The sequence below is a fragment of the Paraburkholderia graminis C4D1M genome, from assembly GCF_000172415.1.
GTDB classification, from domain to species: domain Bacteria; phylum Pseudomonadota; class Gammaproteobacteria; order Burkholderiales; family Burkholderiaceae; genus Paraburkholderia; species Paraburkholderia graminis.
In genome coordinates this window covers 64,212-78,056 of the sequence record NZ_ABLD01000020.1, presented here as the reverse complement: position 1 = coordinate 78,056, position 13,845 = coordinate 64,212, and the positions used below count along the sequence as shown (strand labels likewise).

Genomic DNA, 13,845 nt, shown 5'->3' with positions numbered 1-13,845 from the left:
GTGACACCCGCCGCACTCCGCTGGCGTCCACGGTCGTTTTCGCGACCCGGAACGGTCCATGAGGCTCGCATCGGCAAAACTGCATCTTTACGATACGTGCGGTCGTTGACGATGCTGTGATGGCCGAAATCCCGCAACCGAGGTAGGCCTGGCTGACACGCTCATCAGCAGCCAGGTCACCAGTTACACGACATCACGGTTGCGTGGGCCAGCGCAGCGACGGCCCGAAATATCCTGACACCCAAGTGCCGTTGGCAGCGAAGTTCCATGTCGGCCCGAAGCTCGCAGGGTCGCGCAACTCCAGGTCGGTGAGACTGCTCGAACTGGCCACCGCCGTGCCCGAACCGACGCCGGCTTGCGCGCCCGACGACTCGCTGTTCCAGAAGACGTCCTTGGCGATGCTGCCGCTATTGTTGCCCGCGATGCCGCCCGCTGTCGCGTTGCCGTCCGGCGTGAGCTTCGCATACGCGTACGACTGCTCAATGCGGCCGGTATTGTTGCCAACCAGTCCGCCGACCGTCGTGCCGCCGCTCATCTGGAACGCGAAGGCGTAAGAACGAACGATGTCGCCATTGTTGGTGCCGACCAGGCCGCCAAATGTGCTCGGCGCACCGGCTCTCATCGAGTTGAGCGAATACGAACGATCGATGTGCCCGTCGTTGCGCCCGACCAGCCCGCCCAGTTCACCCGTACCGGTGATGTTCACACCCGCCCACGACCGCTCGATGTTGCCGAAATTCTCGCCGACCAGCCCGCCGATCACCGAGTTAGCGTTGCCCGCCGACGTGATGATGCCTGTCGCGCCGACATTGATCAGCGTCCCGTAATTGACTGCCGCGAGCAAACCTACGGGGCCTGAGAAAGACGTCCCCGTGCCGTCTGCCAGCGTGAAGTTGCGCACCACCCCATCCTGGCCGATCACGTTGAACATTCCGGCATTAGTGGCGAGATGAAGATCGGCCGGCAGATGGCCCATGCCGTCGAACTGGCCGGTGAACGGATGGTCGGCGGAGCCGATGCCGCCGAACTCGCCCGCATCGACGAATTCAATTCCGCGCGAAGCCAGCGCATAGTTGCCCGCGAGGTTGTTGTTTACCGCGCGCAGGTCGTCCAGCGACGCGATTAGCTGATAAGCCGTGAATTGCGTGAGCAGCCCACTGAACGGCGCGGCCTGCCACGACGGATTTGTGACTACCGTGCCGCGTGTGAAAGTGCCGTTGATGTCGTACAGCGCCGTGATGATGCCGGTGCTTCGCGACCAGTCGAGCGTGCCCTGATTGATCACGCTCCCGCCGTTGTCGAATCCATAGCTGTCGGCAGAAAGCGTAAGCGACCCCGCGCCGATGTTGGCGATGGTCACGCGCGGCGCGATGGTCAGCGAGTGCGCAGCATTGAGGTCAAGCGACGCGTCTCCGCGCCAGCGCAGACTCGCTTCCACGTCGATGTTCCCTTTGCCGTTCGCGCCCAGCTTGCCGTCGGCACCATTCGCGAGCACGTTGACCGACGCGCCGCGGTTCAGGCTGGCGCCGAGCGCGTCGGCGGTGCGCGCATCGACGGTGAAATCCCCAGTCGTGATGTTCCACTGTCTGGCCTGAACATCTGCGCCGCCCACCTTGACGCTGCCACCCGACATATCGACTACGCCGCGGCTGCCGTCCGCATTGCTAGCGCTGATTTGAGCGCCGCGGGCGTCGATGTTGCCGGTGTTGACGCGGTAGTTCGTGGTGGTGTCGGCGACGAGCCAGACGTGTCCGTCGCGCGTGGCCGTGCCGGTCGCGCGCAGCGCGCCGGAGTGACCGGCCAGCGCGAAGATGTTGCCGTCTGCCGCCTGAAGGTTGATGGTCGCCGCTTCGACGGTGCCGGTGTTTCTGATCGTGCCGCCGCTTCCCACATCGACGGAAAGCTGTTGATACGCGCTATCGAACAAGCGCACCTGACGGCCTACGGCAGATTCCGCGTTGCCGTTGGGCGCATCTATCCTTCCGGCATTGACGACATTGCTGGCCGATATAAGCAGAACGTCACCGCCAGACGACGAGATCTTGCCGAGGTTGACGACATTCGCCGTGGAATTCCCGGTGTAGGCCGTTCCGCCGATTGTGCGCGGATTGAGGAAACTGTCGTCGGAAACGTCGAGGGTCGATGCCAGGAAGCGGCCACCCGTCGAAATCACGCCGGTTCGACCGATCAGCACGCCATTTGGGTTAATGAGATACACACTGCCCGTCGCGTTGAGCGCGCCGTAGATCGCGGAAACATCGCTGCCGGTCACACGGTTGAGCGTCGCGCCCGTGCCGTTGTTGATCGATACGGTGTTCCCCACGCCGATCGAAAAGCTGTCCCAATTGATGATGCCACGCCCGCCTGCTTGCGTGATGTTCAGCTTCCGGCCGTTCTGAGCGATGCTGCCCGTGCAGCCGACAAAACTGCCGCCCTGCGGTAGAGGTCCTGCCGCCACACTCGCGTGATCGTAAATAAGCGCCGCGACGGTAAGTCCTAATCCGGCCCACCGGCTGGCTAACGACCGCCGGCGATCATGGAGTGCGCGTGTGCCACGCGCTAGTGCTGCAGCGGTCATAGGCCCCCCCTTTCCCCGCGCATCAAGGCTTCATCATCCCGAGCGAGCGCGCTTGACTCCGGGCCCGTCGGCACCTCCACTGATCCGAAGGTTAGCAGGCGGCACAGGAGTAGTCGGTCAAAAGTTAGCGGTTTGCGCTCTGGGCCCGAGGGAGCCAGGTCGGCCCTTGGCGCTGCACGTGCGTCGGTTGCTGCGAGACTGCGCTATCACCGCAGCATCCACATGACGCAAAGACCGGATTCATCGCGGGACTGCACCATATCAAATTCAGGGGAACGGCCCTCTTGATATGCAACTTGGGGCGACACGCGGCGTGATCGAGCGGAACAGGTCTTCGCCAGCAGAAACAACAACGCGACGTTCGACAACGGGACAGAGCGTCATCAACTGCCGATATATGCCGACTTCTATTTCCTTGCCAACACGACTCAGCCTACGCGTGGTCGGCCGCCCCCCGACCCGTTTGAGTCACTCAGTTAACATGGGCGACGGTCTGCTGCTTCACCGATCTGAGACATTCCGGTCTGGTAGCTCGTTGGACCTTTTCAGATGGGCCTTAGAGCGATCTCTTCGAGCAAATGAAGCGGGGACTCCGTATAAACTGAACGTCGTATCCTGCAATGGATAGCGCCGCGCTGATCGCCGCCGCACTTGGCAGGTGATCGTCGACGACGAGTAGCCTGCGCCATCCGGTGGCCGGCTGCGGGGCAGCGTGCGAGGCGTCCAGCGGACGCCGCGTGGGAACAGTGCCATAGGGTGGGCGGCGACAAATGGAATGAACGCCCCCACCCAATAGATGCGAGACGCCGAACGAGTGGACCCTCGCGGGCCGACGGCATCGATGTGCCTAATTTGGACGATCATGGAGATCTTCACAGGCTAACCGGAGAGTCCGAAATGAAGTATACGACGGTCGGTGTAGATATCGCGAAGAACGTCTTCCAACTCCACTGGGTTGATGGCGAATCGGGGGAGATCGTAAGCAAACAACTCAAGCGCGCTGTCTTCCTTGAACATTTTGCGAATCGCGAAGCTTGCGTCATTGGCATGGAGGCCTGTGGAGGCGCCCATCATTGGGCACGCCGATTGATCGAAATGGGACACGAGGTCAGATTGATGCCGGCGAAGTTCGTCAAGGCCTTCGTCACCGGAAACAAGAACGATGCAGCGGACGCGCGTGCAATCTGGATGGCTACGCAAATGCCCAGCAAGGTCGTCGCAGTAAAGACCGAAGCCCAGCAGGCAGTGCTCGCGCTCCATCGGATGCGGCAACAGAAGATCAAATATCGAACGGCGCAAATGAATTGCTTACGCGGATTGCTGGCCGAATACGGCGAGGTGATGGCCAAGAGTCGCGCTGCGCTGGATAAAGCGATTCCCGGGGTGCTGGCAAAGCTGGCCGAGCGTCTACCGGCGATGCTGATCGACTCGTTACGCGAACTTTGGAGTGAGCTTGATCGACTGGACAAACAGATAGCTGACATCGAGCGACGTTTGCAAACGTGGATGAAAGAGGACAAGGCATGCAAGGCAATCGCCGCGATCCCCGGCGTTGGCCTACTGACGGCGACGGCGACTGTTGCCACGATGGGTGACGCGAAAGCATTCAGGTCGGGACGGGAGTTTGCCGCGTGGCTCGGTCTCGTACCAAAGCAGATCGGCACCGGTGGGAAGATCCAGCTGCTCGGTATAAGCCGGCGCGGCGATACGTATGTGCGGACATTGCTCATCCACGGTGCGCGCAGCGTACTCTTCCATGGCAAGCATGTCGGGTCTTGGGCCGAACAGTTGCAGAAGCGACGTCCATCAAATGTGGTTACCGTTGCACTTGCCAACAAGATGGCCCGAACAATCTGGGCAGTTCTCGCGAATGGCACGCCGTACAACCAAGCGCACTTCGTTGCACAACCGGCTTGATGACTAAAGCAACGTAGAAGATTGGAGCTTGCAGAATGACGTCGAAAGGTTGCGCTGGCAATTGAGCATGATGACAAGACAGGTCGGACCTGAACTCGCAAAGCCTGAAAGATAATTTGAGCGCGAAGCTCGTGCGACAAATGAGGAGCGAGTCAGCGGATTTCATCGGGGCCCGCAGCGTATGAGGCTGCAACGAGGCCGCATATAAAGCTGCAACCCATCCTGTCGAAGCAACGTGCAAGAAAACCTGGCGCATCGGGGGCGTTCATATAATTATCTTGGCCGGCGCATTGACTCAAATTATTGTACCGAGCCGTGTTGTTGCCTCATGTAATTGCTACCGTCCCGACGCTGGCGGGGGGCGACCTTATGGTGAGTGACTCAGCATGGAGACACGACGTGAATTGATTGAAGCAGTCGGTGAGCGATACCGACAGTCGGGCATGCGGACCTATCTTAAACTCACACGTCTGAACGGCAGAGAAATATTTATCAGTATTGTGACGGTCAACGGCTCCCCCTCTTTATCACGGGCGCATCCTGCCGTTCAGAATAATATGCGCACGCTGGAAAATGAGCGTCGACGCTCGTAGTTCTTTTTAGGAATGTATACGCGGCGCTGAACAGATGACACCGTCCACGCGACCATGGGAAATAGATGAAGAAAATCTGCTTGAGCATGATTGTGAAGAACGAGGCGCCAGTCATCGAAAGGTGCCTCACAAGCGTCAAACCATGGATCGATCATTGGGTAATCATCGATACAGGCTCTTCAGACGGTACGCAAGACATTATTCGGCACTGTATGGCGGGCATTTCAGGGGCATTGCATGAGCGAGTCTGGCGGGATTTCGCGCACAACCGCAACGAAGCGCTGACACTCGCCAGGCCGCACGGCGACTACCTGTTCTTCATCGACGCCGACGAAACCCTGCAGATGGAGGCAGGTTTCGCATGGCAGCAGCTTGAAGCGGACGGTTACCAGTTCCGCTGCCAGCTCGACGAATGGCAATACCTGCGCAATGCACTTGTCGCGGCGCATCAACCCTGGCGCTGGGAAGGCGTATTGCACGAGTACCTGACTCAGGAGTCGCCTCATTCCTGGCAGATTCTGCCGGGCGCGACGATTGTCGTGTCTCGCGACGGTGCCCGTGCTCGCGATACCAACACCTATCTGCGCGACATCGAAGTGCTGGAAAAAGCGGCACGCAACGAGCCTGATAACCCTCGCTATCGGTTTTACCTCGCTCAGAGCTACCGGGATGCTGGCCGGCTGGAGGATAGCATTCGCGTGTACCGCGAGCGGTGTGGAATGGAAGGATGGGATGAAGAGCGCTGGTTCGCGCTCTTTCAGATCGCATCCCTAACTGAACTCAGTGGCGCAAATCCGAACGAAGTTCGCGAGGCGTACCTCGCGGCATACCAAGCTCGTCCGCATCGCGCTGAGCCACTCAGCCGACTCGCGGCGTATCACCGGCTGCGCGGTGAGTTCGCGTTGGCGCATCTGTTCGCACGGCAGGCGGCTGCGATCGCGCGTCCTACGGACACGCTGTTCGTCGACGAATCGGTCTACGCCTGGCGAGCTCTGGACGAGCTGGTGGTGAGCGCGTATTACGTCGGTGCTATCGAGCAGGGGCGTATCGCGCTGCAGCGGCTCCTGCGCGAACAGAAATTCCCGCAGGAGCATCGTCAACGCATCGAGGGAAACCGACAATATTTCGGGCTGTAGAGGCTACCTTGCCGGCCAGCCTGTGCCTCGATTACGCCCCATCCAGGCTGCTTCAGCTACGCGACGGGTAGGTACCGTCATTGCAGATCATGTAGGTCAGGCCGTTCGGCGTGACTGACGCCAGGTTGGGCAGCGCAAAGGTTGTTACGCCGTCTCCACCGAAGGCAGTTCCCAACAGGCTGAAAAGCGCTGGGTTCTGCGAGATGCTGAGAAGCTGGCCATTTGCAGGCACCCCCACGCCGACGGCGGCCGCCGTCAGCCAGACAGTACCGAGCGTGCAGGTGTCGCCCGTTCCCGGGGCAGCATTGCCCGGATTACCGAGTCCCGGAACCGAACCTGTGGCTCCCTGTGCTCCCGTGGCGCCGGTAGCACCGGTAGCACCCGTGGCTCCGGTCGGGCCGGTCGCGCCGGTCGGCCCCGTTGCTCCGGGTGCGCCCTGGGTGCCTTGCGCGCCGGTCGCGCCCGTCGGCCCCATTGCGCCCACCGCACCGGTGGCACCGGTCGGCCCCGTAGCGCCCGTCGCGCCGTTGGAACCCGCTGCACCGGTGGCGCCCGTTGCACCGGTCGCGCCGGTCGCCCCCGTCGCGCCGGTGACTCCAACCGGCCCAACATTGCCGCTCACAAGTTGCTGGGTAATCGTGGTCAGAGTACTGTTGGTGGCAGCGAGCCGTGCGCTCAGCAACTCCAGTCCGTCGTCGTATGCATTGCCGGAAACCGCCTGAAACTGCTGATTCATGAGATCGATTGCATTGACATTCACACCGAGCTTAGCCAGCAATTGCCCGGTTTGCGCAACTGCGATGGCAAGCCGACCGCTGGCCGCACTCGCCGACGCAGCGGAGAACCCATTGAAGAACGTTTCTGTGTCGGAATTCGCCGCGGCGCCTGCCGTGACGAGTTCGGTGAACGGCGTCACGTTAATAGTTCCCGGCGAAGCAGCATAGGAATGCAGGACCAATCCCGACGAAGCCGAAACGCGAATCACACACGGCAACGTTAATCCGGCAGTTGAAACCGACCACGAACCGTCCGCCGCGGTCTGGGTTGAGGCGTGCCCGGCAACGCAATTCAGCGACACCTGACCGTTGGCAATGGGCGCGCCTGTCGCCGCGGTACCTTTCATCGACGCCGGCACAATGCCCTGACTGGTTGCCGCAGAATCCGAACCGCCGCAGCCACTGAACAATGTCGACATCGCGATCGAAAGCAAAATCGCCGTACTTTTTTTCCCCTGCATTTTTATTCCTTTGATTCGATATATGCCGCTCTTTATCTCAAGCCCGGTGTTCTCCTGGATTCAAGAAACATCCACAGGCGATCTGCGTCGCCCGGGCGAAGGTCGATATTGGTCCTGGGGGACTTCCGGTTTTCGATACATTGTCAGTCAGCCAAAGTGAGCGGATGCCTCCGACCAGACGCGCAACCGAGCATTGTTATTAGCCATTTCTTACCTAGACTTTCGGTTCGCCGGGGCGAGAATAATCGTATTTCTCCGCTAATTCAACGGAAAAATCACGCCTTAAAAAAATTATTGGAGCGGTGAAGTCCCACGGCATTAAGACATCGTTGCGGACTCAATGAAGGTCTAAAAGTGGACTCTGATGGCAAATTCGAGGATTTGTGACACTTCGCCCGGCTTTCGACGGAAGCGTGTCCGCGATATTTACTCAAGTTGAAAGACATCGACTGCTTGCGAGCGGCCGTTGCAGAGACGGCAACGGTCATCTAACTCCAACCTCTAATCGTCGCTTAGAGGCCGGTTTGCGACGAAGCCGCTCGAGGTCCGATCAAGTACCGTCCTGTTCCGCCGATGGCTTGCGCTGGGGGCGCCACCGGTTGCCGCGTAGGCCGCAGCCGGTGGTTCGGTGTTTTCGGCCCCGGCGCGGCCATTGGCGTGCGGTGCGTTACAAGATCAGTTGCAGCCGGACCGGACAGTAGTAGCGGAATTAGTTGACGAGGCGCTGCGCCGTAAACCTTTGTGGGACCGGAGACTGGCAAGAATGCTGCGCCGCCCGATACTAGTAACAAGTTCGCTTGCGCGAGCGAGTCACCAATTTGCGGCTGCCTGATCGAGCGCAGCTACCTGCAGCGCCTCGGCCGCCTTGCGTCGCAATGGGTCATCAGCGCGCCGGAGTCGGTCCCGAGGGACCGCCCGATCACGCTTAAATGGGTGGGTTGCGGAAAGTGTTGATCTGCTTGCTGGCCATCCGGTCGCGGCTCACGATAGCGCGCGCGTGTAATTCTAATGAATCACAATAGGGGGTCTAGGGCTACGCAAAGGAGTAATCGTTATGGCTGCGACTGCATTGGTGCAAACACGCATCGACCCCGCGCTGAAAGAGCGCGCGGCTGCGGTGCTCGACAACATGGGACTGACTGTCTCGGATGCGGTGCGAATCCTGCTGACGCGCGTGGCGAACGAAGGTGCGTTGCCGTTCGCCTTCGCGACCGACCCGGCCGTGCATGACGCCTGGTTCCGTGCGAAAGTGCAGGAAGCATTGAACGACCCGCGGCCTGCTACCGCGGGGGATGAAGTCGAAGCTCATTTTGCGAAGCGGCGCGCTGCGGCCCTTCGGAAAGCTGGCGAGGGTGACGCGTGAGGCTTGAATGGGCTGCTTTCGCAGTAGAGAATCGCGACGCTATTTTTGATTACATCGAACAGGACAGTCCGTACGCGGCCGTCGTCGTCGATGATCGGATTCGTGTGCAGGTTAGGCAGCTACTGCAGTTTCCAGAGACTGGCCGCCCTAGGCGCATCGAAGGTACTCGCGAACTGGTTATAAGCCGGACACCATATATAGCCGCCTATCGGATCATGGGAGAAACCGTGCGCATCCTGCGGGTGTTGCACGGCGCGCAGTTATGGCCTGATGAGATGTTGGATTAGCCATGGACGCAGGGTGCAAGCCGGCGGACATTCGAGAGAAATCACCGGCTCCTTTGCGTGATGGCAAACTTCAGAAAAACGAGGCCCGAATTTGGCAACGTCGAGGCCTACGCCAGACGTCACCGACGCATCGTGCCCGTTCTGGGACGACGATACAGCTTTCGCTTCAGCAAGCCGAACGGGTGACCCCGTTGGGTTCATTGAAGCGGCTGGTCCATGGAAGCGCGTTCAATATGGAACTGCTCAGTACCCTCGTGCCTTCGTTGCGCGGGCTTGTCTGGGAGTTTCGAAAGTCTGTTGTGGCAGCGGGCTACGAACTTATCACCATCGCAGACGACATTGAAGTGGTCCTCTTAACCGCAGAAGAGCCCGGCTCGACTTTTGAACTGGAGGGGCGCTTGAGGGGAATCGCTGCCCGAATCGTTGTCGCACTCGAGTACGGCGTCTCCCTATGCGACATCGCGGTTGTGGCCGAGTCATCGTCCTGACCTCGGGCCGCCCGGCGCGCTGTCGCGGCTCGCGGCAGGCCGTACTGCCAGCCTATTGCAGTTAAGCGCGATGCTCCCAGCCGCGACGGATGACCACGGGCGCAAGATGGACGGCGGCGGAGCAGGGCGGACGCGACGGGCTGCTCAGGGTTCAGGGGCGCCAGAAGGTCTGAGCGATTGTTCGTCGCCGACGCGTCTCGATGATCGGGCAGCGTCCGGGCGTGGCGGTAACTGACGGATGGGACCGCCGCCGCCATGCCGGCCGGCAGACGATGCTCACCGACAACTGAGAGAGTGCGCGGCGGGTTTTGCATCACCGCACTGCATGGCGACGAGCAGCGTCTGAGGGGGAGGGGCCGAGTTCGAGGCCATCATGCCCACGCGTGTCACCAACCGGCTCCGAACGTCCTACTTCAGCACGTCCGACTCTTTGTAGCAACGCATTGCCGCTTGCAGGGGTGTGGCGCCCATCCAGTGTTGCCCGTCGTCGGATTTGATACCGCCGCGAGTCACCTTGCCGACACAAGCGATAAATTGGTTTCCTAACGCTGCATCGGCAATCTCGCCGACGACAATTCCCACTTGTTCCAAGTCGTCCAAGGTCATTTTCATTCCTGCTGTGCCCAGATGCGCTCGCGGTCCGCGAACGGGAGGTTGGGGAGCCGCCGACGAAGCGCTCGCCGTCTTGGTCGCGTCGGGCCGATGGCTTCGACTAAAGGTAAGGCCAAAAATGCCGACATTACGGCGAAGCGCTCGCTTGCGGCTGACTCGCGACTGATATATGATATGTATATCATGAAAGGAGGCAGCGATGAGTCGAATACTGATTGACCTACCTGATGCGCAAGTTGAAGAGTTGGCGGTCCTCGTGGAGACGGAGCAACGTCCCCGCGCCGCTGTCATCCGCGACGCGATCGAGGCCTATATCGCGCAACACAGGCGAGCACGCGGGGCCGACGTTTTCGGGCTGTGGAAAAGCAAGAAAGTTGACGGTCTGGAATACCAACAGGAACTTCGCTCAGAATGGTAAGGGTGCTCTTTGACACGAACGTTCTAATCGACTACCTCAGCGGTGTTGGCGCGGCGAAGAAAGAAATTGGGCGCTATGAGTATCGTGCTATTAGCACGATCACCTGGATGGAGGTCCTTGTTGGGACAACATCCGAAGATGAGGTGGCTGTTCGCACGTGGCTCGGTTCGTTTCACGTGATTGCGCTCGACGCTGCGATCGCAAATCGGGCGGTTGAGATTCGCAAACAAAGGCGAATTCGACTGCCCGATGCCATCGTCTGGGCCTCCGCACAAGTGAATTCAATGCTGTTGGTTTCCCGCAATACGAAGGATTTTCCCGCAGACGAGCCCGATGTACGTGTCCCGTACAAGATTTAGTGGAAAAGCAAACGTGCACGAATCGGAAAAGCTTGCTGGATCCGCGCGCTCCCGATACTTGGTTTTATAAAGCGGCGCGAACAGCCAGCGTGCGGCCCCCAACCCCATCTTCATTTGCGGCGCAATGTCAGTTCTTTTTCTGTCCGCGTGTGGCGACAACGACGGCCCGGCCGCGGCACAGACCACGGCGCAAGCAACCGCCGTACCGGCAAAAGCTAACGTCTTGCCCCATGATGTAGCCGCCGCTTGGGCTCAGGCCGCGAACAACCATCAGACCGCAGACGGTTCGACGGTTGCACAAGTTCTGGCCTATGCGCAGGCAAAACGGCCCGCGAAGTTCAAGTACCGGGCACCCGTGGGGCGACGACGATATTGGGGGAGGGCCCACTGGCCAACCCGAAGTGGTGGGCATTACCTACTGGATTGGGTCGAAACATGGCGAGGGCGAAAATTATGTCGATATTGGTTATGACATGACGCCGCAAGGACAAGTGATTGCGCCGACCGCAAAGGACACACCCGCGACGTTGGCACTCGAGGGTGGAAAACAATCGTTCCTGAAGTGGCTGGACCAAGCCTACGAGGAAGATTGCCGCGACTTGGAAACAAACAAACTCGCCTGCTAACGGATCGGAAAAGATAATGCCCGTTTGGCTTCAAGCACTTTTCGGCATAGTGACGCCAATAATTGTAGCGGCAGGCGTAGCCGTCGCTTTCCAGCAACGGCAGCTTGCTCATCGAAACTTGAAGCATGCCTTGTTTGACCGGCGATGGGCCGTATATGCGGCGACGAACGACGTTCTCGTTTCTCACATGAACTGGAGCGACGACGAACAAGAGGTACGACTAGCCGAATTCTTGAGGCGAAAGATGGACGCGCAGTTTTTGTTCGGCATAGCGCTGCGTCAGTACCTAGACTCGGTGCAGACGGCGGTGAACCAGTATTGCGCTGCTGTCCGTATCCACAAGCGCATTGGGCCATCGCCAGATAACGAGCGGCCTGCGGCGGAAGCAGCGGTGCTTTCCGCGTCCGACGCGCTGCGGATTCTGCACCATCGACTGGTCGAGCAGTTCCGGCCGAGCCTGGCACTCGATAAGACATAGGAAAAGCACACATGACGCGTGCCCGCTGCGCTGGCGGGGTACCGCAGGCGAGTTCAATGAGCACGAGCGGGTGGGTAAGCGCCTGATCGGTGGTGATCAGATGAACGAGAGTTTCGCTCCGTCGGCGGAAATGGTCTACCCACACAGAGGTATCGATCAGTACGTTGTTCACTTTCTGTCAGCCTTGGGGCGGCGCCGTGGGATGTCCGAGATGTCAGGGACAGTTCCGCCGAGCGCGGCGAGGCGTTTAGCAGCCTGGACGCGGACGAAAGTCTGCATCGCCGACCGGAACAGGCCGGCCTTGTCCGTCCCCGGGTCGGCAAGTTCCAAAGCTTCCTGATAGAGCGCGTCGTCGATTGTAACGGTGGTTCGCATAGCATTGCTCCGGTTTTGATGCGTTGATGCATCGATGCTAGCATCAACCCGCACTTGATCAACCAGATTTGGTCAACCAGGTTTCCTGCGGACGCTCATGGGCTGGTGGCGTCTGTCGGCGCAGGTTCATGGAGCGCGCCGCGCTGGCAGACCGATAAGCCTGCGATGTGCGAGCTTCGAATTCAGGAAGGGGGCGTGCTCTCCGAGGGATACCGGCCCAACCACGGACGGCGCGTTGCTCACCGGTATCGGTGCTGGGCACGACTTCAGAAACGGGCGGCAGGCGGCAAGCTGGACCGGACTTGCGCCCGGTTAGCAGCAGTGGCGGTAGGGCGCGGCTGCGCAGCCGTGGGCCCCAAGAGAGTGAGCTGGATGAGAAGCGCGACATGATTCAGGACCCGAGAGCCTGCTTGCTAGATACGCTTCACGGAACGATAAAAAAGAAAAATCAACGTCAGGAATTGTGCCGCTGGTGACTTTCAGCTCGGTCTGACTTTGCATAGGGCGCCGGGGGAACCCGTGAGAAAGCGCGTTGCACAATTGATGCACTGATAAACGCAATTCTGCTCTCCCAAGGAGATTTGCCCAACTCGATCCCATCCATTAAATTCGGAAAAAACGCGTTACTGAGAGCAGTGTCGTGCGGATAGGGTGTTAAGGACGACAGAAGAAAGTGGAAACGACGATGAAAATCTGTTTGTCTCTGAAAGAAGTGGCCGACTCGCTTTCCTTGTCGCCGGCGACTGTACAGAAGCTGGTTCGCGAGAAAAGCTTCCCTGAACCGCGGCTACTATCGGGCCGCAGAGTGGGATGGCTCGCACACGAGGTCCGGGAGTGGGCTGACGCTCGTCCGGTTTCTAACCTTCTGCCGCCGGAGAATACGGGCGCTGCAAGGCGGCAAATTCCCAAAGGCGAGCGGCCCGCTTCGTGAGCCATTCGCATCCTGGCGTCGTAGCAGTAGACATCGTTGCGGCTCGGATCGGGACGATACGCAAACGCACCGATGCAAGACAAACCTGGAAAATGTAAGCGTTCCTGACGGCTGGTGGTGCTGAGGCCGACATGGGGCCGCCCAAATGTTGACATCGAAATTGCAGCCGACCTCTATATGATTGACGCTGGCGAGGTACAGCCTCTGCATCACAATTATTTAGCGTGTCGGCGCAAGAATTTGCCGCAATGATTTTTTTAACTGCGGCGTCTGCGGTGTTTCGAAAGCTCCCGCTTCGTTGGAGGGAAGCTTTCGGGGTTCGAGGCGTCGCATAGCTCCCGCAGGCTCTGCCGGACCGTACTGCAAGGTGGTGACGGGTATCGGTGACCGTGTTTCCACATGAGCGGTCCTCGCATGCTTCGCGTTCGCGATCGTTCAACCAGGCGC

Annotated in this window: 14 protein-coding genes and 2 pseudogenes; 11 read left to right on the top strand and 5 right to left on the bottom strand. The window is 59.7% G+C overall.

The window, feature by feature from the left end:
• Positions 1–193: 193 nt before the first annotated feature.
• On the bottom strand, positions 194–2,458 hold the full coding sequence (locus tag BGRAMDRAFT_RS24965) for a two-partner secretion domain-containing protein (protein ID WP_232292365.1): 2,265 nt from the start codon (positions 2,456–2,458) through the stop codon (positions 194–196).
• Between the two features lie 1,017 nt (positions 2,459–3,475).
• On the opposite strand from BGRAMDRAFT_RS24965, the gene BGRAMDRAFT_RS24960 reads away from it, so the two are divergent.
• Entirely contained in the window at positions 3,476–4,495 is a 1,020-nt protein-coding gene (locus tag BGRAMDRAFT_RS24960) for an IS110 family RNA-guided transposase (protein WP_006051652.1), read from the top strand.
• 658 nt (positions 4,496–5,153) lie between these two features.
• A complete protein-coding gene (locus BGRAMDRAFT_RS24955; protein WP_006051651.1) occupies positions 5,154–6,224 on the top strand; it encodes a tetratricopeptide repeat-containing glycosyltransferase in 1,071 nt (356 codons plus the stop codon).
• A 52-nt stretch (positions 6,225–6,276) separates the two neighbouring features.
• Here BGRAMDRAFT_RS24955 and BGRAMDRAFT_RS24950 read toward each other — a convergent pair whose 3' ends face one another.
• Positions 6,277–7,461, bottom strand: a complete 1,185-nt coding sequence (locus BGRAMDRAFT_RS24950; protein WP_006051650.1) for a phage tail protein — start codon at positions 7,459–7,461, stop codon at positions 6,277–6,279.
• Between the two features lie 1,054 nt (positions 7,462–8,515).
• Between BGRAMDRAFT_RS24950 and BGRAMDRAFT_RS24945 the strand changes: the two genes are divergently transcribed.
• Genes BGRAMDRAFT_RS24945 through BGRAMDRAFT_RS35610 form a run of 3 tightly spaced genes read left to right on the top strand, consistent with a single transcriptional unit; the run spans position 8,516 to position 9,599 of the window.
• The gene (locus tag BGRAMDRAFT_RS24945; protein ID WP_006051649.1) at positions 8,516–8,824 is read left to right on the top strand and encodes a type II toxin-antitoxin system RelB/DinJ family antitoxin; all 309 of its coding nucleotides are present in this window, start codon (positions 8,516–8,518) and stop codon (positions 8,822–8,824) included.
• Entirely contained in the window at positions 8,821–9,111 is a 291-nt protein-coding gene (locus BGRAMDRAFT_RS24940; protein ID WP_006051648.1) for a type II toxin-antitoxin system RelE/ParE family toxin, read from the top strand. Before BGRAMDRAFT_RS24945 ends, BGRAMDRAFT_RS24940 begins: the two co-directional genes overlap by 4 nt.
• A gap of 2 nt (positions 9,112–9,113) precedes the next feature.
• Positions 9,114–9,599 (top strand): hypothetical protein, encoded by a 486-nt coding sequence (locus BGRAMDRAFT_RS35610; RefSeq protein WP_232292364.1) that lies wholly within the window; start codon positions 9,114–9,116, stop codon positions 9,597–9,599.
• 408 nt (positions 9,600–10,007) lie between these two features.
• On the opposite strand, the gene BGRAMDRAFT_RS24930 is transcribed toward BGRAMDRAFT_RS35610, so the two are convergent.
• Entirely contained in the window at positions 10,008–10,205 is a 198-nt protein-coding gene (locus BGRAMDRAFT_RS24930) for a hypothetical protein (protein WP_006051646.1), read from the bottom strand.
• 205 nt (positions 10,206–10,410) lie between these two features.
• Here BGRAMDRAFT_RS24930 and BGRAMDRAFT_RS24925 point away from each other — a divergent pair, with 205 nt between their 5' ends.
• From BGRAMDRAFT_RS24925 to BGRAMDRAFT_RS34695, 4 genes are all read left to right on the top strand, one after another.
• On the top strand, positions 10,411–10,629 hold the full coding sequence (locus BGRAMDRAFT_RS24925; protein ID WP_006051645.1) for a ribbon-helix-helix protein, CopG family: 219 nt from the start codon (positions 10,411–10,413) through the stop codon (positions 10,627–10,629).
• Positions 10,623–10,988 carry a type II toxin-antitoxin system VapC family toxin gene (locus BGRAMDRAFT_RS24920; RefSeq protein WP_006051644.1) on the top strand — a complete coding sequence of 122 codons (366 nt, stop codon included), beginning with the start codon at positions 10,623–10,625 and terminating at the stop codon, positions 10,986–10,988. Before BGRAMDRAFT_RS24925 ends, BGRAMDRAFT_RS24920 begins: the two co-directional genes overlap by 7 nt.
• A gap of 401 nt (positions 10,989–11,389) precedes the next feature.
• The gene (locus BGRAMDRAFT_RS24915; RefSeq protein WP_157140667.1) at positions 11,390–11,614 is read left to right on the top strand and encodes a hypothetical protein; all 225 of its coding nucleotides are present in this window, start codon (positions 11,390–11,392) and stop codon (positions 11,612–11,614) included.
• 16 nt (positions 11,615–11,630) lie between these two features.
• Positions 11,631–12,092, top strand: a complete 462-nt coding sequence (locus BGRAMDRAFT_RS34695) for a hypothetical protein (protein ID WP_044021863.1) — start codon at positions 11,631–11,633, stop codon at positions 12,090–12,092.
• Positions 12,093–12,102: 10 nt separating this feature from the next.
• Here BGRAMDRAFT_RS34695 and BGRAMDRAFT_RS35605 read toward each other — a convergent pair.
• Together BGRAMDRAFT_RS35605 and BGRAMDRAFT_RS24905 are read right to left on the bottom strand one after the other, a co-directional pair.
• Positions 12,103–12,264, bottom strand: a pseudogene (locus BGRAMDRAFT_RS35605) (VapC toxin family PIN domain ribonuclease); the annotation flags it as partial.
• Positions 12,261–12,467, bottom strand: coding sequence for a type II toxin-antitoxin system VapB family antitoxin (locus tag BGRAMDRAFT_RS24905; RefSeq protein WP_006051641.1), 207 nt, complete (start codon positions 12,465–12,467; stop codon positions 12,261–12,263). The gene BGRAMDRAFT_RS24905 and the pseudogene BGRAMDRAFT_RS35605, both read right to left, overlap by 4 nt.
• A 205-nt stretch (positions 12,468–12,672) precedes the next feature.
• Between BGRAMDRAFT_RS24905 and BGRAMDRAFT_RS34690 the strand changes: the two are divergent.
• Together BGRAMDRAFT_RS34690 and BGRAMDRAFT_RS33955 are read left to right on the top strand one after the other, a co-directional pair.
• Positions 12,673–12,814 (top strand): annotated as a pseudogene (locus BGRAMDRAFT_RS34690) (transposase); the annotation flags it as partial.
• A 338-nt stretch (positions 12,815–13,152) separates the two neighbouring features.
• A complete protein-coding gene (locus tag BGRAMDRAFT_RS33955; RefSeq protein WP_082367211.1) occupies positions 13,153–13,398 on the top strand; it encodes a helix-turn-helix transcriptional regulator in 246 nt (81 codons plus the stop codon).
• The last annotated feature ends 447 nt before the right edge of the window (positions 13,399–13,845 follow it).

Coding starts and splice junctions, on each gene's coding strand:
- BGRAMDRAFT_RS24960 (WP_006051652.1), top strand. CDS start 3,476: ATGAAGTATACGACGGTCGGTGTAGATATCGCGAAGAACGTCTTCCAA.
- BGRAMDRAFT_RS24955 (WP_006051651.1), top strand. CDS start 5,154: ATGAAGAAAATCTGCTTGAGCATGATTGTGAAGAACGAGGCGCCAGTC.
- BGRAMDRAFT_RS24950 (WP_006051650.1), bottom strand. CDS start 7,461: ATGCAGGGGAAAAAAAGTACGGCGATTTTGCTTTCGATCGCGATGTCG.
- BGRAMDRAFT_RS24945 (WP_006051649.1), top strand. CDS start 8,516: ATGGCTGCGACTGCATTGGTGCAAACACGCATCGACCCCGCGCTGAAA.
- BGRAMDRAFT_RS35610 (WP_232292364.1), top strand. CDS start 9,114: ATGGACGCAGGGTGCAAGCCGGCGGACATTCGAGAGAAATCACCGGCT.
- BGRAMDRAFT_RS24930 (WP_006051646.1), bottom strand. CDS start 10,205: ATGACCTTGGACGACTTGGAACAAGTGGGAATTGTCGTCGGCGAGATT.
- BGRAMDRAFT_RS24925 (WP_006051645.1), top strand. CDS start 10,411: ATGAGTCGAATACTGATTGACCTACCTGATGCGCAAGTTGAAGAGTTG.
- BGRAMDRAFT_RS24920 (WP_006051644.1), top strand. CDS start 10,623: ATGGTAAGGGTGCTCTTTGACACGAACGTTCTAATCGACTACCTCAGC.
- BGRAMDRAFT_RS34695 (WP_044021863.1), top strand. CDS start 11,631: ATGCCCGTTTGGCTTCAAGCACTTTTCGGCATAGTGACGCCAATAATT.
- BGRAMDRAFT_RS24905 (WP_006051641.1), bottom strand. CDS start 12,467: ATGCGAACCACCGTTACAATCGACGACGCGCTCTATCAGGAAGCTTTG.
- BGRAMDRAFT_RS33955 (WP_082367211.1), top strand. CDS start 13,153: ATGAAAATCTGTTTGTCTCTGAAAGAAGTGGCCGACTCGCTTTCCTTG.